Raw genomic sequence first — 24,374 nt, forward strand, 5'->3', positions numbered from 1 at the left:
TTTGATCTTATGTCTTGAGACAAAGGAGAAGCGAGAAGTTCGAGGCGACGACCTGATGAGGAGCGGAGTGTACGAGAGTACATGAGCACCGGAAGATGGGAAGTCAACGAAGAAATTCGACGCTTATCGTTTGTCGAAGGTTAAGTTGTTAAGGGCGCACGGTGGATGCCTTGGCACTAGGAGCCGATGAAGGACGGTACTAACACCGATATGCTTCGGGGAGCTGTAAGTAAGCTTTGATCCGGAGATTTCCGAATGGGGAAACCCACTGCTCGTAATGGAGTAGTATTTTTACCTGAATACATAGGGTATTAAAGGCAGACCCGGGGAACTGAAACATCTAAGTACCCGGAGGAAGAGAAAGCAAACGCGATTTCCTGAGTAGCGGCGAGCGAAACGGAAGAAGCCCAAACCAAGAGGCTTGCCTCTTGGGGTTGTAGGACACTCTATACGGAGTTACAAAGGAACGGAGTAAATGAAGAGGTCTGGAAAGGCCCGTCAAAGAAGGTAACAACCCTGTAGTTGAAACTTCGTTCCCTCCAGAGTGGATCCTGAGTACGGCGGGACACGTGAAATCCCGTCGGAAGCAGGGAGGACCATCTCCCAAGGCTAAATACTCCCTAGTGACCGATAGTGAACCAGTACCGTGAGGGAAAGGTGAAAAGCACCCCGGAAGGGGAGTGAAAGAGATCCTGAAACCGTGTGCCTACAAGTAGTCAAAGCCCGTTAATGGGTAATGGCGTGCCTTTTGTAGAATGAACCGGCGAGTTACGATCCCGTGCAAGGTTAAGTTGATAAGACGGAGCCGCAGCGAAAGCGAGTCTGAATAGGGCGAATAAGTACGTGGTCGTAGACCCGAAACCAGGTGATCTACCCATGTCCAGGGTGAAGTTCAGGTAACACTGAATGGAGGCCCGAACCCACGCACGTTGAAAAGTGCGGGGATGAGGTGTGGGTAGCGGAGAAATTCCAATCGAACTTGGAGATAGCTGGTTCTCTCCGAAATAGCTTTAGGGCTAGCCTTGAAATGAGAGTCTTGGAGGTAGAGCACTGATTGGACTAGGGGCCCCCATCGGGTTACCGAATTCAGTCAAACTCCGAATGCCAAAGACTTATGTTCAGGAGTCAGACTGCGAGTGATAAGATCCGTAGTCAAGAGGGAAACAGCCCAGACCACCAGCTAAGGTCCCAAAGTATACGTTAAGTGGAAAAGGATGTGGAGTTGCTTAGACAACCAGGATGTTGGCTTAGAAGCAGCCACCATTTAAAGAGTGCGTAATAGCTCACTGGTCGAGTGACTCTGCGCCGAAAATGTACCGGGGCTAAACGTATCACCGAAGCTGTGGACTGTTCTTACGAACAGTGGTAGGAGAGCGTTCTAAGGGCTGTGAAGCCAGACCGTAAGGACTGGTGGAGCGCTTAGAAGTGAGAATGCCGGTATGAGTAGCGAAAGAGGGGTGAGAATCCCCTCCACCGAATGCCTAAGGTTTCCTGAGGAAGGCTCGTCCGCTCAGGGTTAGTCGGGACCTAAGCCGAGGCCGAAAGGCGTAGGCGATGGCCAACAGGTTGAAATTCCTGTACCACCTCCTCACCATTTGAGCAATGGGGGGACGCAGAAGGATAGGGTAAGCGCGCTGTTGGATATGCGCGTCCAAGCAGTTAGGCTGACAACGAGGCAAATCCCGTTGTCGCGAAGGCTGAGCTGTGATGGCGAGGGAAATATAGTACCGAAGTTCCTGATTCCACACTGCCAAGAAAAGCCTCTAGCGAGGTGAGAGGTGCCCGTACCGCAAACCGACACAGGTAGGCGAGGAGAGAATCCTAAGGTGAGCGAGAGAACTCTCGTTAAGGAACTCGGCAAAATGACCCCGTAACTTCGGGAGAAGGGGTGCTTTTTAGGGTGAATAGCCCGGAAAAGCCGCAGTGAATAGGCCCAGGCGACTGTTTAGCAAAAACACAGGTCTCTGCGAAGCCGCAAGGCGAAGTATAGGGGCTGACGCCTGCCCGGTGCTGGAAGGTTAAGGGGAGAGGTTAGCGCAAGCGAAGCTTTGAACCGAAGCCCCAGTAAACGGCGGCCGTAACTATAACGGTCCTAAGGTAGCGAAATTCCTTGTCGGGTAAGTTCCGACCCGCACGAAAGGCGTAACGATCTGGGCACTGTCTCAACGAGAGACTCGGTGAAATTATAGTACCTGTGAAGATGCAGGTTACCCGCGACAGGACGGAAAGACCCCGTGGAGCTTTACTGTAGCCTGATATTGAATTTTGGTACAGCTTGTACAGGATAGGTAGGAGCCTGAGAAGCCGGAGCGCTAGCTTCGGTGGAGGCGTCGGTGGGATACTACCCTGGCTGTATTGAAATTCTAACCCACAGCCCTGATCGGGCTGGGAGACAGTGTCAGGTGGGCAGTTTGACTGGGGCGGTCGCCTCCTAAAATGTAACGGAGGCGCCCAAAGGTTCCCTCAGAATGGTTGGAAATCATTCGTAGAGTGTAAAGGCACAAGGGAGCTTGACTGCGAGACCTACAAGTCGAGCAGGGACGAAAGTCGGGCTTAGTGATCCGGTGGTTCCGCATGGAAGGGCCATCGCTCAACGGATAAAAGCTACCCCGGGGATAACAGGCTTATCTCCCCCAAGAGTCCACATCGACGGGGAGGTTTGGCACCTCGATGTCGGCTCATCGCATCCTGGGGCTGTAGTCGGTCCCAAGGGTTGGGCTGTTCGCCCATTAAAGCGGTACGCGAGCTGGGTTCAGAACGTCGTGAGACAGTTCGGTCCCTATCCGTCGTGGGCGTAGGAAATTTGAGAGGAGCTGTCCTTAGTACGAGAGGACCGGGATGGACGCACCGCTGGTGTACCAGTTGTCTTGCCAAAGGCATAGCTGGGTAGCTATGTGCGGAAGGGATAAGTGCTGAAAGCATCTAAGCATGAAGCCCCCCTCAAGATGAGATTTCCCATCACATTAGTGAGTAAGATCCCTGAAAGATGATCAGGTTGATAGGTCAGAGGTGGAAGCGCGGTGACGTGTGGAGCTGACTGATACTAATCGATCGAGGACTTAACCTAATTAAAGCGTAAGCTTAGTGAATTGAATTGTGATTCGTTATCTAGTTTTGAAGGAATATCCTTCAAACTAAATATTATTTGGTGATGATGGCGAAGAGGTCACACCCGTTCCCATGCCGAACACGGAAGTTAAGCTCTTCAGCGCCGATGGTAGTTGGGGGTTTCCCCCTGTGAGAGTAGGACGTTGCCAAGTAAGATGAAGAAAAGATCAGTAGAGATGCTGGTCTTTTTTGTTTTATTAAAAGGTAGTTTAAACCGAAGGTTTGAATATAAGAATTAGAGACAAAGTAAAACTACTAGCCTGAGGCTTGGGAGAAGCAAGAAGGTCAAGGAAGCGCAGAGAGTAAAGACCGGAGTGTGCGGTCTTGGCACATGAGGATCTGAACGAACAAGCTGACGCGGAGATTCGCCGCTTATCGCAAGCCGATAGTCCGAACACGGAAGTTAAGCTCCTGCGCCGATGGTAGTTGGGGGTTTCCCCCTGTGAGAGTAGGACGTTGCCAAGTAAGAAGAGAAAAAGATCAGTAGAGATACTGGTCTTTTTTTGTTTTATTAAAAGGTAGTTAAACCGAAGGTTTGAATATAAGAATTAGAGACAAAGTAAACCTACTATCCTGAGGCTTAGGTGAAACAAGAAGAACAAGCTGACGTGGAGATATTCTCACTTTCTCAACCACTTTTATCGTTCATTCCCCTTATGAACGACACAACACGCTCTGTTCCAACTACTTTTAATGTTTATTCCCCCTGTAAGAGTTTGGGCATCGTTAAGTAAGATGTTTAAAAATAGTGTAATGGACTTTAAATATCAACAAATTTCTCCAAATATCGGGTAGTGACAGGCACCACAAAACAAATTCCCCCACCCCAAACATTTTTAGTATTTTTATCCTGTTTTAGTAAATCTTAATAAGTACAAATGTAGAAATGCTATTTAGTCAGAGGTGTAAATTTTGTTTTTAGATAGGATTAATAGTGAGAGTAGATTACTTATATTTGCCTTTTTCATCATATGTTTGTACCTTTCTCCTCTCTTTCTTTTAGGTGAGAATGCACATATAAGGGTGCATGATAATCTTGACTCCAATTTAGCATGGTATAAGGTGTTGAGTGAGAGTGGGCAAATGCTTGGTTCAAGCGAAGCGAAGATTCCTCAGGTTATAAATGGATTACCCAGAAATGCATATGGAACAGAATTTAGTCTTATTGTTTGGCTCTATGCTATTTTCCCAACTATGGTTGCTTATGCTTTAAGTCAAACCATAACAAGGGTTTTTGCCTTTATAGGAATGTACTTATTATTAAAGGATCATTTTCTGAAGCGCAAAGAATATACCCTTATTAATGTTGGAGTGGCATTAGCATTTGCATTAACACCATTCTGGCCCTCAGGGATGCTTAGTACACTAGGTATGCCTTTAGCTTTATGGGCATTTTTACATATAAGAAATGGGAAAAGGACTTGGAAGCAGTTTCTGGTATTAACTTTACTGCCTCTATATTCAAGTATTGTATTAGGGTTTTTCTTTTTTTTATTTGGAATGGGTGTGTTTTGGTTAGTTGATTTTATAAGAGGAAAACGCAATTATTATTTTCTGTTAGCTCTTATATATATGACTGGTATGTTTTTGGTTGTTGAGTATAGATTGGTTTATTCATTTTTGTTTGATGATGAGCCTAATAGTAGAGATGAATATTTTCATGCGAGGCTATCGCTATGGAGGGTCATTCGCTTAACCTTTAAGAACTTTGTGCTAGGTCACACACACGTAATGACAGTTCATGGGATCTTTATCCTGACAGTAACTATTATTTCGTTATATATAGTCATAACTAAAAAGTTATGGAAAGAAGAAAGGGTGTTTCTCTTTCTCTTTATACTTAATTTTGCATTATCTACTTGGTATGCCTTTTGGTTTTATAAGGGCTGGCTGCCACTAACAAAGAGATTTCATGTTATGGATACTTTCAATTTTGCTAGATTTCACTTTTTGAGGCCTCTAGTTATATATGTTGGCTTTGCTCTAGGGCTAAAAATCATTTGGAATTACAGAAAGAGCTGGAAACCCTATGCTTTTTTCTTCATTATTGCACAAATTGTTTTACTCCTAGGATTTAATGATGAGGTTATCTATCATAAGAAGCCCTCTGTGAAAGAGTTTTATTCAGAGTCACTTTTTAAAGAAATTAAATCTTATATAGGATTACCTCAAAATAGCTATAGAATTGCTAGTATTGGCATTCATCCGGCAATTCCGCAATATAACGGTTTTTATACACTGGATACATATAATAACTTTTATCCCTTGAGCTATAAGTATGAATTCAGAGAAATTATTGAAAAGGAACTCGAGAAAAACAAAACAATAAGAACATATTTTGATGAGTGGGGTGGACGATGCTATATCTTCACCGATGAACTTGGTAAGCATTATATGTTTAAGAAGAATTCTAAAAAAACGTTAAAAAATCTCGAATTAAATATGGAAGCATTCAAAGATTTAGGAGGTTCATTTATTTTTTCAGCTGTTCCGATAGAAAACGCAAGTGAGAATAATCTAGTACTAGAGAAGACATTTCAAAGTGAATCTTCAGTTTGGAAAATCTATTTATATAAAGCAATGTAAAACTTGGGAGGTACTAAACAGATGGAACCGATACTTACAATAGTCGTACCCTGCTATAACGAAGAAGAGGTGTTGCCTGAAACTTTAACTGTACTGATTGATAAATTAGATGAGCTTATAGAAGGCAGGCTAATATCAAACCAGAGTAATATATTACTTGTAGATGATGGGAGCAAAGATCAAACTTGGTCGATTATCTATAAAGAAAGCTTACAAAATAAAAAAGTACATGGTATAAAACTAGCAAGAAATGTTGGACACCAGAGTGCGTTATTAGCAGGACTAATCACTGCAAAAGATTCGTCAGATTGTGTTGTATCTATCGATGCAGACTTACAAGATGACGTAGATGTTATAAATGATTTTATCCTAAAGTATAATGAAGGCTTTGATATTGTATATGGTGTAAGAGATAAACGAGATACTGATCAATTATTTAAGAAAACAACTGCAGAGGCATTCTACAAGGTAATGCAAAAACTAGGTGTAAATTTAATCTATAATCACGCTGATTATCGCTTAATGAGTAAAAGAGCTGTTGAGGAGTTAGAAAAATTTGAAGAAGTAAATTTATTTTTAAGGGGAATAGTTCCTTTAATAGGGTTTCCATCTACATCTGTTTATTATGATCGAAAAGAAAGATTTGCTGGTGATACAAAATATCCTTTAAAGAAAATGATTTCCTTTGCTTTTGAAGGGATTACCTCTTTTTCAGTAACACCAATAAGGTTTGTTTTACTTCTAGGAATGCTCTCCTTTTTTACTAGTTTGTTATTTGGATCATATTTTGTAACTTTAAAGTTTATAGGAGAAACAGAAACAGGGTGGACATCATTAATTACATCTATTTGGCTAATTGGAGGATTACAGTTAATAGCCATTGGATTAATTGGCGAGTACATTGGGAAGATTTATAAAGAGTCAAAAAGGCGACCAAGATATAGTATTGATATAAATACTTTAGGTTTAACAAAACAACTTATTAAAAGGAATATTGAAACTGATGCTTCAGACCATAAAGAATTACTATAATAAGTCAAACACAATTATACGATTTATTGGAGTGGGGATCATAAATACGATCATTGGGATCTCTTCGATTTTCCTTCTATTAAATGTATTTGGTTTCTCCTATTGGATATCAACTTTTATAGGAAATGGTATAGGAGCTATAATTAGCTATATTCTTAATAGGAATTTTACGTTTAATAGCAATGTTAGTAATAAAAAAGGAATCGTTCTATTCTTATTTGTCATAGTAGTAAGCTATTATGTCTCTTACAATATAGGATACAGTTTGATAAATAAGAATGTTCTAAGTACCAATTTATATGGAGAAGAGCTTTCGATATTGTTAGCTGCATTTATCTATACAGTATTGAATTATTTAGGACAGAGATACTTAACATTTAAACAAATATGAAACTATTACCAGTTGATAGTTATGAATAATATTGGTATGATATAAATCCAGTCACGAAATACCAAGTGATTGGGTAATCCTAATTATTATCTTCTGAAAAAACATCTTAAAAAAGTTTGACATAACATTTTATACGTGTTATGATAATAATCCAGTCGTTGAGATATATGACTTGGACAAGATATGATCTTTGAAAACTAAACAAAACCAAGCGTGCAAATGTTAATTTCGATTAACAAAAAACGTACTATATAGTACAAACTTTTATGAGCTATATCAACTCTTTATTGGAGAGTTTGATCCTGGCTCAGGACGAACGCTGGCGGCGTGCCTAATACATGCAAGTCGAGCGAATCAAGGGGAGCTTGCTCCCTGAGATTAGCGGCGGACGGGTGAGTAACACGTGGGTAACCTGCCTGTAAGATTGGGATAACTCCGGGAAACCGGAGCTAATACCGGATAATATTTTGAACCGCATGGTTCGAAATTGAAAGATGGTTTCGGCTATCACTTACAGATGGACCCGCGGCGCATTAGCTAGTTGGTGAGGTAACGGCTCACCAAGGCGACGATGCGTAGCCGACCTGAGAGGGTGATCGGCCACACTGGGACTGAGACACGGCCCAGACTCCTACGGGAGGCAGCAGTAGGGAATCTTCCGCAATGGACGAAAGTCTGACGGAGCAACGCCGCGTGAACGATGAAGGCCTTCGGGTCGTAAAGTTCTGTTGTTAGGGAAGAACAAGTACCAGAGTAACTGCTGGTACCTTGACGGTACCTAACCAGAAAGCCACGGCTAACTACGTGCCAGCAGCCGCGGTAATACGTAGGTGGCAAGCGTTGTCCGGAATTATTGGGCGTAAAGCGCGCGCAGGCGGTTTCTTAAGTCTGATGTGAAAGCCCACGGCTCAACCGTGGAGGGTCATTGGAAACTGGGGAACTTGAGTGCAGAAGAGGAGAGTGGAATTCCACGTGTAGCGGTGAAATGCGTAGAGATGTGGAGGAACACCAGTGGCGAAGGCGACTCTCTGGTCTGTAACTGACGCTGAGGCGCGAAAGCGTGGGGAGCGAACAGGATTAGATACCCTGGTAGTCCACGCCGTAAACGATGAGTGCTAAGTGTTAGAGGGTTTCCGCCCTTAGTGCTGCAGCAAACGCATTAAGCACTCCGCCTGGGGAGTACGGTCGCAAGACTGAAACTCAAAGGAATTGACGGGGGCCCGCACAAGCGGTGGAGCATGTGGTTTAATTCGAAGCAACGCGAAGAACCTTACCAGGTCTTGACATCCTTCGCTACTTCTAGAGATAGAAGGTTCCCCTTCGGGGGACGAAGTGACAGGTGGTGCATGGTTGTCGTCAGCTCGTGTCGTGAGATGTTGGGTTAAGTCCCGCAACGAGCGCAACCCTTGATCTTAGTTGCCAGCATTAAGTTGGGCACTCTAAGGTGACTGCCGGTGACAAACCGGAGGAAGGTGGGGATGACGTCAAATCATCATGCCCCTTATGACCTGGGCTACACACGTGCTACAATGGATGGTACAAAGGGCTGCAAGACCGCGAGGTCAAGCCAATCCCATAAAACCATTCTCAGTTCGGATTGCAGGCTGCAACTCGCCTGCATGAAGCCGGAATCGCTAGTAATCGCGGATCAGCATGCCGCGGTGAATACGTTCCCGGGCCTTGTACACACCGCCCGTCACACCACGAGAGTTTGTAACACCCGAAGTCGGTGGGGTAACCGTAAGGAGCCAGCCGCCTAAGGTGGGACAGATGATTGGGGTGAAGTCGTAACAAGGTAGCCGTATCGGAAGGTGCGGCTGGATCACCTCCTTTCTAAGGAAAATGGAGCACGCTTGGTATTTTGTTTAGTTTTGAGAGATCATACTGATCTTTCTATATAAGTAAGACTCAATACATAGGAGTCTAAATGCAGATTGCATTTGAACATCCTGTGTTTTATGTTCCTTGAAAACTAGATAACGAAAACAATTCAAGTAATTCACTGAGTTTAAACGCTTAGTTTAGTGATTCTCTTAATAATTGATTTAAATGACATCTTCGATGTCAAAGGTTAAGTTGTTAAGGGCGCACGGTGGATGCCTTGGCACTAGGAGCCGATGAAGGACGGTACTAACACCGATATGCTTCGGGGAGCTGTAAGTAAGCTTTGATCCGGAGATTTCCGAATGGGGAAACCCACTGCTCGTAATGGAGTAGTATTTTTACCTGAATACATAGGGTATTAAAGGCAGACCCGGGGAACTGAAACATCTAAGTACCCGGAGGAAGAGAAAGCAAACGCGATTTCCTGAGTAGCGGCGAGCGAAACGGAAGAAGCCCAAACCAAGAGGCTTGCCTCTTGGGGTTGTAGGACACTCTATACGGAGTTACAAAGGAACGGAGTAAATGAAGAGGTCTGGAAAGGCCCGTCAAAGAAGGTAACAACCCTGTAGTTGAAACTTCGTTCCCTCCAGAGTGGATCCTGAGTACGGCGGGACACGTGAAATCCCGTCGGAAGCAGGGAGGACCATCTCCCAAGGCTAAATACTCCCTAGTGACCGATAGTGAACCAGTACCGTGAGGGAAAGGTGAAAAGCACCCCGGAAGGGGAGTGAAAGAGATCCTGAAACCGTGTGCCTACAAGTAGTCAAAGCCCGTTAATGGGTAATGGCGTGCCTTTTGTAGAATGAACCGGCGAGTTACGATCCCGTGCAAGGTTAAGTTGATAAGACGGAGCCGCAGCGAAAGCGAGTCTGAATAGGGCGAAAGAGTACGTGGTCGTAGACCCGAAACCAGGTGATCTACCCATGTCCAGGGTGAAGTTCAGGTAACACTGAATGGAGGCCCGAACCCACGCACGTTGAAAAGTGCGGGGATGAGGTGTGGGTAGCGGAGAAATTCCAATCGAACTTGGAGATAGCTGGTTCTCTCCGAAATAGCTTTAGGGCTAGCCTTGAAATGAGAGTCTTGGAGGTAGAGCACTGATTGGACTAGGGGCCCCCATCGGGTTACCGAATTCAGTCAAACTCCGAATGCCAAAGACTTATGTTCAGGAGTCAGACTGCGAGTGATAAGATCCGTAGTCAAGAGGGAAACAGCCCAGACCACCAGCTAAGGTCCCAAAGTATACGTTAAGTGGAAAAGGATGTGGAGTTGCTTAGACAACCAGGATGTTGGCTTAGAAGCAGCCACCATTTAAAGAGTGCGTAATAGCTCACTGGTCGAGTGACTCTGCGCCGAAAATGTACCGGGCTAAACGTATCACCGAAGCTGTGGACTGTTCTTTTAGAACAGTGGTAGGAGAGCGTTCTAAGGGCTGTGAAGCCAGACCGTAAGGACTGGTGGAGCGCTTAGAAGTGAGAATGCCGGTATGAGTAGCGAAAGAGGGGTGAGAATCCCCTCCACCGAATGCCTAAGGTTTCCTGAGGAAGGCTCGTCCGCTCAGGGTTAGTCGGGACCTAAGCCGAGGCCGAAAGGCGTAGGCGATGGCCAACAGGTTGAAATTCCTGTACCACCTCCTCACCATTTGAGCAATGGGGGGACGCAGAAGGATAGGGTAAGCGCGCTGTTGGATATGCGCGTCCAAGCAGTTAGGCTGACAACGAGGCAAATCCCGTTGTCACATAAGGCTGAGCTGTGATGGCGAGGGAACTATAGTACCGAAGTTCCTGATTCCACACTGCCAAGAAAAGCCTCTAGCGAGGTGAGAGGTGCCCGTACCGCAAACCGACACAGGTAGGCGAGGAGAGAATCCTAAGGTGAGCGAGAGAACTCTCGTTAAGGAACTCGGCAAAATGACCCCGTAACTTCGGGAGAAGGGGTGCTTTTTAGGGTGAAATAGCCCGGAAAAGCCGCAGTGAATAGGCCCAGGCGACTGTTTAGCAAAAACACAGGTCTCTGCGAAGCCGCAAGGCGAAGTATAGGGGGCTGACGCCTGCCCGGTGCTGGAAGGTTAAGGGGAGAGGTTAGCGCAAGCGAAGCTTTGAACCGAAGCCCCAGTAAACGGCGGCCGTAACTATAACGGTCCTAAGGTAGCGAAATTCCTTGTCGGGTAAGTTCCGACCCGCACGAAAGGCGTAACGATCTGGGCACTGTCTCAACGAGAGACTCGGTGAAATTATAGTACCTGTGAAGATGCAGGTTACCCGCGACAGGACGGAAAGACCCCGTGGAGCTTTACTGTAGCCTGATATTGAATTTTGGTACAGCTTGTACAGGATAGGTAGGAGCCTGAGAAGCCGGAGCGCTAGCTTCGGTGGAGGCGTCGGTGGGATACTACCCTGGCTGTATTGAAATTCTAACCCACAGCCCTGATCGGGCTGGGAGACAGTGTCAGGTGGGCAGTTTGACTGGGGCGGTCGCCTCCTAAAATGTAACGGAGGCGCCCAAAGGTTCCCTCAGAATGGTTGGAAATCATTCGTAGAGTGTAAAGGCACAAGGGAGCTTGACTGCGAGACCTACAAGTCGAGCAGGGACGAAAGTCGGGCTTAGTGATCCGGTGGTTCCGCATGGAAGGGCCATCGCTCAACGGATAAAAGCTACCCCGGGGATAACAGGCTTATCTCCCCCAAGAGTCCACATCGACGGGGAGGTTTGGCACCTCGATGTCGGCTCATCGCATCCTGGGGCTGTAGTCGGTCCCAAGGGTTGGGCTGTTCGCCCATTAAAGCGGTACGCGAGCTGGGTTCAGAACGTCGTGAGACAGTTCGGTCCCTATCCGTCGTGGGCGTAGGAAATTTGAGAGGAGCTGTCCTTAGTACGAGAGGACCGGGATGGACGCACCGCTGGTGTACCAGTTGTCTTGCCAAAGGCATAGCTGGGTAGCTATGTGCGGAAGGGATAAGTGCTGAAAGCATCTAAGCATGAAGCCCCCCTCAAGATGAGATTTCCCATCACATTAGTGAGTAAGATCCCTGAAAGATGATCAGGTTGATAGGTCAGAGGTGGAAGCGCGGTGACGTGTGGAGCTGACTGATACTAATCGATCGAGGACTTAACCTAATAAAAGCGTAAGCTTAGTGAATTGAATTGTGATTCGTTATCTAGTTTTGAAGGAACATCCTTCAACCTAAATATTATTTGGTGATGATGGCGAAGAGGTCACACCCGTTCCCATGCCGAACACGGAAGTTAAGCTCTTCAGCGCCGATGGTAGTTGGGGGTTTCCCCCTGTGAGAGTAGGACGTCGCCAAGTAAGATGTAGAAAAGATCAGTAGAGATACTGGTCTTTTTTTGTGTGGTTAAAGGTAGTTAAACCGAAGGTTTGAATATAAGAATTAGAGACAAAGTAAAACTACTAGCCTGAGGCTTGGGAGAAGCAAGAAGATCAAGGAAGCGCAGGGAGTGAAGACCGGAGTGTGCGGTCTTGGCACATGAGGATCTGAATGAACAAGCTGACGCGGAGATTCGCCGCTTATCGCAAGCCGATAGTCCGAACGCGGAAGTTAAGCTCTTGCGCCGATGGTAGTTGGGGGTTTCCCCCTGTGAGAGTAGGACGTCGCCAAGTAAGAAGAAGAAAAGATCAGTAGAGATACTGGTCTTTTTTTGTCTTTTTAAAGAAGGTTAAACCGAAGGTTTGTATGTGAAAATTAGAGACAAAGTAAGACTACTAGCCTGAGGCTTGGGAGAAGCAAGAAGATCAAGGAAGCGCAGAGAGTGAAGACCGGAGTGTGCGGTATTGGCACATGAGGATCTGAACGAACAAGCAGACGCGGAGATTCGAAACTTATCGCAAGCCGATAGTCCGAATGCGGAAGTTAAGCTTTTGCGCCGATGGTAGTTGGGGGTTTCCCCCTGTGAGAGTAGGACGTCGCCAAGTAAGATGAAGAAAAGATCAGTAGAGATACTGGTCTTTTTACATTAGGAATTTACAGATCAAATATTGAAAACTAGTATACAGTTACTAGAAATAGTTGAAGGCATAGGTTACTTTTGTATTGGAATAGAGAAAGCAGTACCCTCTAACTAACAGAGATGTTTTGGCTTTCAACGATTCAGAGTCAGGGAAACAGAGATTGTAAAACTTTTGTCGTATTCTGTTAATTGAATGTTAATGCTTTGTTTCAATTATCATTTTATAAGAGATTATAGCTATATCAATAGACTTACCGATTAACAAAAGAATAGATTAAAAGAAACTATATATAATAATCCTTAGATATTTAATACTATCGAATACCTCTTTCTTCCTACAAAAAAATCTTAACATTCAAAATTTCCTGAGTCTGCTAAAATTTTTTTATGAATTAATAGCTTTTATTTTATAGTAGGAGGAAGTCTATGAAAAGAAGATCTGGAAAGAAAAAAATCGTAACTATGTTCGTCACATCTGCTCTTATTTTTAGTACAGCACCATCATTTATTGGTTTGGAAACAAGTGCATATGCAAATCAACCAGGTAGCATATGGGTAAACGAGAATTTTGACCAGATTACAAATGGACAACTCCCATCTGGTTGGAAGTTAGTTCAAGGTAAAGCAGCTATACAAGAAGGGAAATTATTGCTTACATCTCCTTCATCAGCAAGTCCAGCAAGAGTCATTGTACCGCTTGGTGATGAAGCTGGAGATTATATCTTTGAAGCTGATATGACCTTTGTTTCTGCAGTTGAAGATACACGATGGGCTTCTTTAATGTACCGCATTCAATCTGAAAACTACCCTTATTATCAGTTCGCTTTTCGCAGAGGAACAACGTCATTAAATGGATTGGAATTCGCAATCAGAAACGCAAATAATCAATGGGTTGTACCTGAAACAAATTTTTATCCTGAGAAGTTTGAATTCAACAAAACATACAAACTTAAAGTTGTCACTAGTAAAAATCGTGTACAGCAGTTTGTGAATGGAAAATTGGTTATTGATACAGACCTGGCCAACCAGTGGTTGAACGGTGATGTTGGCTTCCAAGCAAACGGATCCATTGTTCAATTTGACAATGTAAAAGTGACAGCAATGTCTGAAGTACTCCCGCCTATTGAGAATGGTGGAGCTTTCATTCCGAAGGAAACTGAAACAAATATTATCAATCCACCGACATTAATTGCTAACAGTTCTGCTATGAATACTTCAGAGGCAGTCTCATCTGTGGTACTTCCTGTAAAAATGAATGAGAATGGACAACTACTAACTAACGATAAAAAGTTAAGTGAAGTCTTAAAATCAATAAAGAATAAACGAATTCCAATCATTAAAGTAGAGGAAGAGAAGCTAGCAGAAGCAATTATAGAAGAATTAAATAATACACAAACTAATGATGTTCATTTTGTTTCAAGTAATCCTTCTATATTAAAAGATTTAAGGACGAACTATCCAACTGCACGTGGTGGGCTAATATATAATAAAAATTCAATGAATAAAAATGATTTAGAGAAGTTTGCTCAAGATATTCATAAAAATAAAGGGAAAGTAGCTATCATTTCTCAGAAGATTTTAACACAAGAGATCGTTCATTATTTACATAGTAGGACAATCTCTGTATGGGGGATAGGAGCTGACTCTGATAATTCAGCACATGAAATGATTCATCTCGGTGTAGATGGTATTATTTCGAATACACCAGAGTACACAACAAAGGCACTAAAAGATTATCCTGAAAATACGATTATTCAAAGGCCAATAGTTGCAGCTCACCGTGGAGTTCCATCATTGGCACCTGAAAATACAATGGCTGGATATAAGTTAGCATATGATCTCGGTGCAGATATGATTGAAACTGACTTAAAAATAACAAAAGATGGTCATATAGTTATCATGCATGATAATACTGTGGATAGGACAACGAATGGAACAGGTAGGGTTGGTGATCTAACTCTTGAGGAGCTTCGTGCATTAGATGCAGGGGTGAAATTTAGCCCTGAGTTTAAGGGAGAAAAAGTACCAACCTTTAAGGAGTTTTTACAGGAATTTAAAGAAAAAGAAGTTGTTTTACTAGTCGAGCTGAAAGATACGGGGATTGAGGAGCAAGTAATTAAAGAAATCGAAGAAGCAAATATGGTAGATCAGGTTGTCCTGCAAAGTTTTAACTTAGGGAGCATGACAAAGATAAACGATCTGAAGCCCGAGATACCTATTGGTTATCTATTTTCAACAGGTGTTCCTGAAACCGAAGCAGGTAAATTGAAAAATGCTCAAAAAATGCTAGAGTATGGAACAAGCCAAAAGGTGACTATTAATGCTAGCTATGGAAGTGTTTATCAAGAATTAAATACCTATGTACGTCAACGTGGTATGCTAAATATGCATTGGACATTTAGGGATGAAGGTTCTTTTAGCGATAAACTCAAAGAAGGTATGATTGGACCGATTACAGACTATACACAATGGTTAACTGACTCACCTATAAACCTTGAGTCACCAATAAAGAAGATAAACTTAAAGGTTGGTAAAACATCTACAATTAATGCGAAAGCATTTGTTGATTACCGAGTCGATAAAAAAGAAAATATTAAAACAGAGCTCTACATCAATGGAAATTCTGATATTGTTCGTTTAAATGGAAATACCATAGAAGCAATAGCGCCAGGAACAGCTCAAGTTTTTGTGAAAAACACATTTACAATGCTAGGTAAGGAATGGAATGTGGTAGCACAGCCGATTGAAGTGAATGTTACAGAATAGCTATATATTTTTAAAAGGGATTACTACATTAAAATAATATTGAGTTCTTAAAACTATAGCCGAATAAGGGTCAAAATTAATAAAATATGCCTTTATTCGGTCTTTTTATGTTCATAGTTCATAGCGAGTATATTGATTGCTCTATGAACAACTTTACAGCATGTATCTTTTCACTAAATAAATTAATAATTAACGAACCTATATCCTGAGAGTTGAATACAGATAAAATGTGGGGGTGGTATTTTGTTATTTAAAAAAGGGCAAAACGGAAAAATAAGTTGTCCAAGATGTCAGGTAATAATGGATAGAGTTCTTCAAAGAAGTTTTGGGGATCTAGCAGTTATGTATCAATGTCCTAAATGTAAAGGGATAATACAAAGGTAGCTAATAATATATACACTTAAAAAAATCTGTGGAATATATCTTGACTCAATATAAGAAATGAGTTAATATAAGTTTCTGCCACAAAACAGTAATTAAATTCTAAAAAACATTTTCCGAAAAAATGTTGACATGAATTAATACGAGTGGTATGATAAATACCTAGTCGCAAATGACTAGTAAATGATCTTTGAAAACTAAACAAAACCAAGCGTGCAAATGTTAATTTCGATTAACAAAAAACGTACTATAATAGTACAAACTTTTATGAGCTATATCAACTCTTTATTGGAGAGTTTGATCCTGGCTCAGGACGAACGCTGGCGGCGTGCCTAATACATGCAAGTCGAGCGAACCAATGGGAGCTTGCTCCCTGAGGTTAGCGGCGGACGGGTGAGTAACACGTGGGTAACCTGCCTGTAAGATTGGGATAACTCCGGGAAACCGGAGCTAATACCGGATAACATTTTGAACTGCATGGTTCAAAATTGAAAGGCGGCTTTTAGCTGTCACTTACAGATGGACCCGCGGCGCATTAGCTAGTTGGTGAGGTAATGGCTCACCAAGGCGACGATGCGTAGCCGACCTGAGAGGGTGATCGGCCACACTGGGACTGAGACACGGCCCAGACTCCTACGGGAGCAGCAGTAGGGAATCTTCCGCAATGGACGAAAGTCTGACGGAGCAACGCCGCGTGAACGATGAAGGCCTTCGGGTCGTAAAGTTCTGTTGTTAGGGAAGAACAAGTACCAGAGTAACTGCTGGTACCTTGACGGTACCTAACCAGAAAGCCACGGCTAACTACGTGCCAGCAGCCGCGGTAATACGTAGGTGGCAAGCGTTGTCCGGAATTATTGGGCGTAAAGCGCGCGCAGGCGGTTTCTTAAGTCTGATGTGAAAGCCCACGGCTCAACCGTGGAGGGTCATTGGAAACTGGGGAACTTGAGTGCAGAAGAGGAGAGTGGAATTCCACGTGTAGCGGTGAAATGCGTAGAGATGTGGAGGAACACCAGTGGCGAAGGCGACTCTCTGGTCTGTAACTGACGCTGAGGCGCGAAAGCGTGGGGAGCGAACAGGATTAGATACCCTGGTAGTCCACGCCGTAAACGATGAGTGCTAAGTGTTAGAGGGTTTCCGCCCTTTAGTGCTGCAGCAAACGCATTAAGCACTCCGCCTGGGGAGTACGGTCGCAAGACTGAAACTCAAAGGAATTGACGGGGGCCCGCACAAGCGGTGGAGCATGTGGTTTAATTCGAAGCAACGCGAAGAACCTTACCAGGTCTTGACATCCTTCGCTACTTCTAGAGATAGAAGGTTCCCCTTCGGGGGACGAAGTGACAGGTGGTGCATGGTTGTCGTCAGCTCGTGTCGTGAGATGTTGGGTTAAGTCCCGCAACGAGCGCAACCCTTGATCTTAGTTGCCAGCATTCAGTTGGGCACTCTAAGGTGACTGCCGGTGACAAACCGGAGGAAGGTGGGGATGACGTCAAATCATCATGCCCCTTATGACCTGGGCTACACACGTGCTACAATGGATGGTACAAAGGGCTGCAAGACCGCGAGGTCAAGCCAATCCCATAAAACCATTCTCAGTTCGGATTGCAGGCTGCAACTCGCCTGCATGAAGCCGGAATCGCTAGTAATCGCGGATCAGCATGCCGCGGTGAATACGTTCCCGGGCCTTGTACACACCGCCCGTCACACCACGAGAGTTTGTAACACCCGAAGTCGGTGGGGTAACCGTAAGGAGCCAGCCGCCTAAGGTGGGACAGATGATTGGGGTGAAGTCGTAACAAGGTAGCCGTATCGGAAGGTGCGGCTGGATCACCTCCTTTCTAAGGAAAATGGAGCACGCTTGGTATTTTGTTTAGTTTTGAGAGATCATTCTGATCTTTCTATATAAGTAAGACTCAATACATAGGAGTCTAAATGCAGATTGCATTTGAACATCCTGTGTTTTATGTTCCTTGAAAACTAGATAACGAAAACAATTCAAGTAATTCACTGAGTTTAAACGCTTAGTTTAGTGATTCTCTTAATAATTGATTTAAACGACATCTTCGATGTCAAAGGTTAAGTTGTTAAGGGCGCACGGTGGATGCCTTGGCACTAGGAGCCGATGAAGGACGGTACTAACACCGATATGCTTCGGGGAGCTGTAAGTAAGCTTTGATCCGGAGATTTCCGAATGGGGAAACCCACTGCTCGTAATGGAGTAGTATTTTTACCTGAATACATAGGGTATTAAAGGCAGACCCGGGGAACTGAAACATCTAAGTACCCGGAGGAAGAGAAAGCAAACGCGATTTCCTGAGTAGCGGCGAGCGAAACGGAAGAAGCCCAAACCAAGAGGCTTGCCTCTTGGGGTTGTAGGACACTCTATACGGAGTTACAAAGGAACGGAGTAAATGAAGAGGTCTGGAAAGGCCCGTCAAAGAAGGTAACAACCCTGTAGTTGAAACTTCGTTCCCTCCAGAGTGGATCCTGAGTACGGCGGGACACGTGAAATCCCGTCGGAAGCAGGGAGGACCATCTCCCAAGGCTAAATACTTCCTAGTGACCGATAGTGAACCAGTACCGTGAGGGAAAGGTGAAAAGCACCCCGGAAGGGGAGTGAAAGAGATCCTGAAACCGTGTGCCTACAAGTAGTCAAAGCCCGTTAATGGGTAATGGCGTGCCTTTTGTAGAATGAACCGGCGAGTTACGATCCCGTGCAAGGTTAAGTTGATAAGACGGAGCCGCAGCGAAAGCGAGTCTGAATAGGGCGAAAGAGTACGTGGTCGTAGACCCGAAACCAGGTGATCTACCCATGTCCAGGGTGAAGTTCAGGTAACACTGAATGGAGGCCCGAACCCACGCACGTTGAAAAGTGCGGGGATGAGGTGTGGGTAGCGGAGAAATTCCAATCGAACTTGGAGATAGCTGGTTCTCTCCGAAATAGCTTTAGGCTACTAGCCTTGAAATGAGAGTCTTGGAGGTAGAGCACTGATTGGACTAGGGGCCCCCATCGGGTTACCGAATTCAGTCAAACTCCGAATGCCAAAGACTTATGTTCAGGAGTCAGACTGCGAGTGATAAGATCCGTAGTCAAGAGGGAAACAGCCCAGACCACCAGCTAAGGTCCCAAAGTATACGTTAAGTGGAAAAGGATGTGGAGTTGCTTAGACAACCAGGATGTTGGCTTAGAAGCAGCCACCATTTAAAGAGTGCGTAATAGCTCACTGGTCGAGTGACTCTGCGCCGAAAATGTACCGGGCTAAACGTATCACCGAAGCTGTGGACTGTTCTTACGAACAGTGGTAGGAGAGCGTTCTAAGGGCTGTGAAGCCAGACCGTAAGGACTGGTGGAGCGCTTAGAAGTGAGAATGCCGGTATGAGTAGCGAAAGAGGGGTGAGAATCCCCTCCACCGAATGCCTAAGGTTTCCTGAGGAAGGCTCGTCCGCTCAGGGTTAGTCGGGACCTAAGCCGAGGCCGAAAGGCGTAGGCGATGGCCAACAGGTTGAAATTCCTGTACCACCTCCTCACCATTTGAGCAATGGGGGGACGCAGAAGGATAGGGTAAGCGCGCTGTTGGATATGCGCGTCCAAGCAGTTAGGCTGACAACGAGGCAAATCCCGTTGTCGCAAAGGCTGAGCTGTGATGGCGAGGGAACTATAGTACCGAAGTTCCTGATTCCACACTGCCAAGAAAAGCCTCTAGCGAGGTGAGAGGTGCCCGTACCGCAAACCGACACAGGTAGGCGAGGAGAGAATCCTAAGGTGAGCGAGAGAACTCTCGTTAAGGAACTCGGCAAAATGACCCCGTAACTTCGGGAGAAGGGGTGCTTTTTAGGGTGAATAGCCCGGAAAAGCCGCAGTGAATAGGCCCAGGCGACTGTTTAGCAAAAACACAGGTCTCTGCGAAGCCGCAAGGCGAAGTATAGGGGCTGACGCCTGCCCGGTGCTGGAAGGTTAAGGGGAGAGGTTAGCGCAAGCGAAGCTTTGAACCGAAGCCCCAGTAAACGGCGGCCGTAACTATAACGGTCCTAAGGTAGCGAAATTCCTTGTCGGGTAAGTTCCGACCCGCACGAAAGGCGTAACGATCTGGGCACTGTCTCAACGAGAGACTCGGTGAAATTATAGTACCTGTGAAGATGCAGGTTACCCGCGACAGGACGGAAAGACCCCGTGGAGCTTTACTGTAGCCTGATATTGAATTTTGGTACAGCTTGTACAGGATAGGTAGGAGCCTGAGAAGCCGGAGCGCTAGCTTCGGTGGAGGCGTCGGTGGGATACTACCCTGGCTGTATTGAAATTCTAACCCACAGCCCTGATCGGGCTGGGAGACAGTGTCAGGTGGGCAGTTTGACTGGGGCGGTCGCCTCCTAAAATGTAACGGAGGCGCCCAAAGGTTCCCTCAGAATGGTTGGAAATCATTCGTAGAGTGTAAAGGCACAAGGGAGCTTGACTGCGAGACCTACAAGTCGAGCAGGGACGAAAGTCGGGCTTAGTGATCCGGTGGTTCCGCATGGAAGGGCCATCGCTCAACGGATAAAAGCTACCCCGGGGATAACAGGCTTATCTCCCCCAAGAGTCCACATCGACGGGGAGGTTTGGCACCTCGATGTCGGCTCATCGCATCCTGGGGCTGTAGTCGGTCCCAAGGGTTGGGCTGTTCGCCCATTAAAGCGGTACGCGAGCTGGGTTCAGAACGTCGTGAGACAGTTCGGTCCCTATCCGTCGTGGGCGTAGGAAATTTGAGAGGAGCTGTCCTTAGTACGAGAGGACCGGGATGGACGCACCGCTGGTGTACCAGTTGTCTTGCCAAAGGCATAGCTGGGTAGCTATGTGCGGAAGGGATAAGTGCTGAAAGCATCTAAGCATGAAGCCCCCCTCAAGATGAGATTTCCCATCACATTAGTGAGTAAGATCCCTGAAAGATGATCAGGTTGATAGGTCAGAGGTGAAAGCGCGGTGACGTGTGGAGCTGACTGATACTAATCGATCGAGGACTTAACCTAATTAAAGCGTAAGCTTAGTGAATTGAATTGTGATTCGTTATCTAGTTTTGAAGGAATATACTATTCCTGAAAACTTTATACAAAGTGAAAGGGTTTCGAGGAACGAACAGTTCAAGGAATCGATTGAGGAGACACCGGAGCGTACTTCAGTACGTGAGGATGTTGACGAATGAGATGACGCAGAAATGTGAAGTTCATCGGAAGCCGTAAACCACATTATTTGGTGATGATGGCGAAGAGGTCACACCCGTTCCCATGCCGAACACGGAAGTTAAGCTCTTCAGCGCCGATGGTAGTTGGGGGTTTCCCCCTGTGAGAGTAGGACGTTGCCAAGTAAGATGAAGAAAAGATCAGTAGAGATACTGGTCTTTTTTGTTTTATTAAAAGGTAGTTAAACCGAAGGTTTGAATATAAGAATTAGAGACAAAGTAAAACTACTAGCCTAAGGCTTGGGAGAAGCAAGAAGGTCAAGGAAGCGCAGAGAGTGAAGACCGGAGTGTGCGGTCTTGGCACATGAGGATCTGAACGAACAAGCTGACGCGGAGATTCGCCGCTTATCGCAAGCCGATAGTCCGAACACGGAAGTTAAGCTCTTGCGCCGATGGTAGTTGGGGGTTTCCTCCTGTGAGAGTAGGACGTCGCCAAGTAAGATGTAGAAAAGATCAGTAGAGATACTGGTCTTTTTTTGTGTGGTTAAAGGTAGTTAAACCGAAGGTTTGAATATAAGAAGAGACAAAGTAAAACTACTAGCCTAAGGCTTGGGAGAAGCAAGAAGGTCAAGGAAGCGCAGAGAGTGAAGACCGGAGTGTGCGGTCTTGGCACATGAGGATCTGAACGAACAAGCTGACGCGGAGATTCGCCGCTTATCGCAAGCCGATAGTCCGAACACGGAAGTTAAGCTCTTGCGCCGATGGTAGTTGGGGGTTTCCCCCTGTGAGAGTAGGACGTCGCCAAGTAAGAAGAAGAAAAGATCAGTAGAGATACTGGTCTTTTTTTTGTGCAGCATTTTAGAGTAGGATTCAGAATTCGAGAAATTTTTCAGAATCGTAGATGATTCCTTCAAAATCGTAGATAAAACAATTTAATCCGTTTTAGTTCAACATTTTTAAATCTTCGTGCCTTTTCTTCCAACTTCTAGAGTTAGATAAGAAGGACCAAAATAAACCATCTTCTAACATTTTACATAGATATGCTATATTAACTAGTATGGAAGTTCAAAGTAAATGATGATGAGGGAAAATTAATGATGAAAGAAATCAATCACTTTCTGTTTTCAGTTTCCGATTTAAATCAATCAATACAATTTTATCAAAATGTATTTGGTGCGAAATTGTTAGTAAAAGGTCGGAGTACTGCTTATTTTGATTTGAATGGATATTGGGTAGCTTTGAATGAGGAGAAATATATTCTAAGGAATGAAATTGTACACTCGTATACACATATTGCTTTTTCTGTAGAAGAAAAGGATTTTGATCAAGTTTACAACAAACTAAGTGAATTAAATGTAACAATTCTTTCGGGACGTCCAAGAGATGAAAAAGATAAAAAATCGATCTATTTTACTGATCCAGATGGACATAAATTTGAATTTCACACGGGAACATTACAGGATCGTTTGAATTATTATAAGAAGGAAAGAAGCATATGGAGTTTTTTGATTAAATGTACCAATAAATTTAAAAGAAGCAGTATTGAAATATAGAAAACATTGAATGAAGAAGCTCAGAGCTTTAGGTTTTGAGCTTCTTCTTAAGAGTATTAAATGATAAATCCACTTAATACCATTCCAATATTAATGATGATATGAAAGACAATACTAGGATAGATGCTATTGGTTTTAAGTGTAATTAATGCGTAAATTACTCCTGCAACTGAAATGAATAAACTAAGATAAATAGAAAATCCGATTGATAGATGGAGAAGTCCAAAGCCGACACTTGTAACAAAAATAGCAAACCTCGTAGATGTATATTCCTTAAGACTGGAAAGCAGGATCCCTCTCCAAATAACTTCCTCAAAAACAGCATTGATTAGTGAAAAAATTAAGCAAAACAATAGAAGCGATTGGATATATTCAATATCTTTTTGAATGATAAAAAATAAATATATTAACCCATTAACAGCTATTCCGATTATCCAAAACCAAAATGTATGAACTTTATGAAATGGTAGGATAATTGGATTTTGCCAATCTGGCTTATTATTGTACCAAGAAATGGTTTTATTGAAAAAAAGATGATTTAAAATGATTCCTATTATGATAAAAACAAGGAAAAAACGATTAAGGATAATTTTTATGTCCTTTGGTAAATTTATTGTTTCAATGAAATTATTAGTAACCATAGATACAACAAAGCCAATTAGAAATGATAACAGTAGAGAGATAACAAACTTTCTTTTCTTATTAGTTAATAACATAATTAATAATCCAATAATAACAATTGCGGAGAACACGGTTTGTTGATAAGCAATAGAGATAATGCCTGACAAAAAGAAAACGGCAATCATGATTAACAAAGAAAAGTCCTCCTTTAAATTGAGTGAACAAAACCTCCTATAATTCAGGAATAATAATTTTCGAAAATTTTTACTAGCACAGTAATCTTACCATAAATAACCAACTTGTATGATCAAAGGTTGTGCCCCATTTATTATGAATACACGCATGATAATTACTCAAAATGGTACCCTGTTACCCCTCATCCCCTTTTTTCTTCTTTTAAATGGTATATGTGTATTAAAATTACCCGAAAATAATAAGTAGAGGTATTAAAAAAGTGGTAAAATGAGAGTACTTTTTTTGAAAATGGGATTGTACTTTATGGAGGTTGAAGAATGACAAGTAAGCCAAAAAAGAAAAAATTTATAGTAGAAGAAAATGAAACGATTGATGATTGTTTAGATAGAATGAGTAAGGAAGGGTACTTTCCTGTTAGAAGAACGGAGCAGCCTATCTTTAAGGAAGAAAAACGAGATAATGTTGTTGAACATGTTCCTTGTGGTAGAAGTATTACATTTGAAGGGAAATTAATGTAAAACACGAACATTAATGTGTCAATAAAATAAATCGTTCGATTTTACGTTGACATCGAAAAGCTTCATTGTTAATATAAAACATGTAAATAATTGATGAACGATAAACCTCATATATAATTGGGAATATGGCCCAGAAGTTTCTACCCGATGACCGTAAATCACCGGACTATGAGGGAAAGTCATGTATATACGATTCGGAAATAGACCAATAATCCGAGCT

General features: G+C 43.7%; 7 protein-coding genes, 8 rRNA genes and 1 riboswitch. Of the genes, 14 read left to right on the forward strand and 1 reads right to left on the reverse strand.

Translation table 11 applies throughout. The annotated features are described in order from the left end of the window. Window positions 1–138: 138 nt before the first annotated feature. From MVE64_RS15020 to fosB, 13 genes are all read left to right on the forward strand, one after another. Window positions 139–3,067, forward strand: a 23S ribosomal RNA gene (locus MVE64_RS15020). A 77-nt stretch (window positions 3,068–3,144) separates the two neighbouring features. Then, window positions 3,145–3,260 (forward strand): 5S ribosomal RNA (rrf, locus tag MVE64_RS15025). A gap of 760 nt (window positions 3,261–4,020) precedes the next feature. Then, window positions 4,021–5,694 carry a DUF6044 family protein gene (locus MVE64_RS15030; RefSeq protein ID WP_247339211.1) on the forward strand — a complete coding sequence of 558 codons (1,674 nt, stop codon included), beginning with the start codon at window positions 4,021–4,023 and terminating at the stop codon, window positions 5,692–5,694. Window positions 5,695–5,715: 21 nt separating this feature from the next. Continuing rightward, window positions 5,716–6,726 carry a glycosyltransferase family 2 protein gene (locus MVE64_RS15035; protein ID WP_247339219.1) on the forward strand — a complete coding sequence of 337 codons (1,011 nt, stop codon included), beginning with the start codon at window positions 5,716–5,718 and terminating at the stop codon, window positions 6,724–6,726. Further along, the gene (locus tag MVE64_RS15040) at window positions 6,698–7,117 is read left to right on the forward strand and encodes a GtrA family protein (RefSeq protein WP_247339221.1); all 420 of its coding nucleotides are present in this window, start codon (window positions 6,698–6,700) and stop codon (window positions 7,115–7,117) included. Before MVE64_RS15035 ends, MVE64_RS15040 begins: the two co-directional genes overlap by 29 nt. A 284-nt stretch (window positions 7,118–7,401) precedes the next feature. Further along, a 16S ribosomal RNA gene (locus MVE64_RS15045) occupies window positions 7,402–8,950 on the forward strand. A 236-nt stretch (window positions 8,951–9,186) separates the two neighbouring features. Beyond that, window positions 9,187–12,118 (forward strand): 23S ribosomal RNA (locus tag MVE64_RS15050). Between the two features lie 77 nt (window positions 12,119–12,195). Next, window positions 12,196–12,311, forward strand: a 5S ribosomal RNA gene (gene rrf, locus MVE64_RS15055). Together the 16S, 23S and 5S rRNA genes form the textbook arrangement of a ribosomal RNA operon. A gap of 1,085 nt (window positions 12,312–13,396) precedes the next feature. Continuing rightward, window positions 13,397–15,736, forward strand: coding sequence for a glycerophosphodiester phosphodiesterase family protein (locus MVE64_RS15060; protein WP_247339223.1), 2,340 nt, complete (start codon window positions 13,397–13,399; stop codon window positions 15,734–15,736). 666 nt (window positions 15,737–16,402) lie between these two features. Beyond that, a 16S ribosomal RNA gene (locus tag MVE64_RS15065) occupies window positions 16,403–17,952 on the forward strand. Between the two features lie 236 nt (window positions 17,953–18,188). Next, window positions 18,189–21,118: ribosomal RNA gene (locus MVE64_RS15070) — 23S ribosomal RNA — on the forward strand. 219 nt (window positions 21,119–21,337) lie between these two features. Further along, window positions 21,338–21,453: ribosomal RNA gene (gene rrf / locus MVE64_RS15075) — 5S ribosomal RNA — on the forward strand. A 908-nt stretch (window positions 21,454–22,361) separates the two neighbouring features. Next, window positions 22,362–22,820, forward strand: a complete 459-nt coding sequence (gene fosB, locus MVE64_RS15080; RefSeq protein ID WP_247339224.1) for a metallothiol transferase FosB — start codon at window positions 22,362–22,364, stop codon at window positions 22,818–22,820. A gap of 56 nt (window positions 22,821–22,876) precedes the next feature. Here fosB and MVE64_RS15085 read toward each other — a convergent pair whose 3' ends face one another. Beyond that, entirely contained in the window at window positions 22,877–23,626 is a 750-nt protein-coding gene (locus tag MVE64_RS15085) for a CPBP family intramembrane glutamic endopeptidase (RefSeq protein WP_247347079.1), read from the reverse strand. Between the two features lie 327 nt (window positions 23,627–23,953). Here MVE64_RS15085 and MVE64_RS15090 point away from each other — a divergent pair, with 327 nt between their 5' ends. Next, window positions 23,954–24,154 (forward strand): NETI motif-containing protein, encoded by a 201-nt coding sequence (locus MVE64_RS15090; protein ID WP_212138186.1) that lies wholly within the window; start codon window positions 23,954–23,956, stop codon window positions 24,152–24,154. An 87-nt stretch (window positions 24,155–24,241) separates the two neighbouring features. After that, window positions 24,242–24,343, forward strand: a riboswitch (purine riboswitch). Window positions 24,344–24,374: the final 31 nt, after the last annotated feature.

The organism is Metabacillus endolithicus, from assembly GCF_023078335.1.
Classification (GTDB): Bacteria; Bacillota; Bacilli; order Bacillales; family Bacillaceae; genus Metabacillus; species Metabacillus endolithicus.

What these genes read in the sequence shown, in the direction of transcription:
- MVE64_RS15035 (WP_247339219.1), top strand. Translation starts at nt 5,716, where the DNA reads ATGGAACCGATACTTACAATAGTCGTACCCTGCTATAACGAAGAAGAG.
- MVE64_RS15040 (WP_247339221.1), top strand. Translation starts at nt 6,698, where the DNA reads ATGCTTCAGACCATAAAGAATTACTATAATAAGTCAAACACAATTATA.
- MVE64_RS15060 (WP_247339223.1), top strand. Translation starts at nt 13,397, where the DNA reads ATGAAAAGAAGATCTGGAAAGAAAAAAATCGTAACTATGTTCGTCACA.
- fosB (WP_247339224.1), top strand. Translation starts at nt 22,362, where the DNA reads ATGATGAAAGAAATCAATCACTTTCTGTTTTCAGTTTCCGATTTAAAT.
- MVE64_RS15085 (WP_247347079.1), bottom strand. Translation starts at nt 23,626, where the DNA reads ATGATTGCCGTTTTCTTTTTGTCAGGCATTATCTCTATTGCTTATCAA.
- MVE64_RS15090 (WP_212138186.1), top strand. Translation starts at nt 23,954, where the DNA reads ATGACAAGTAAGCCAAAAAAGAAAAAATTTATAGTAGAAGAAAATGAA.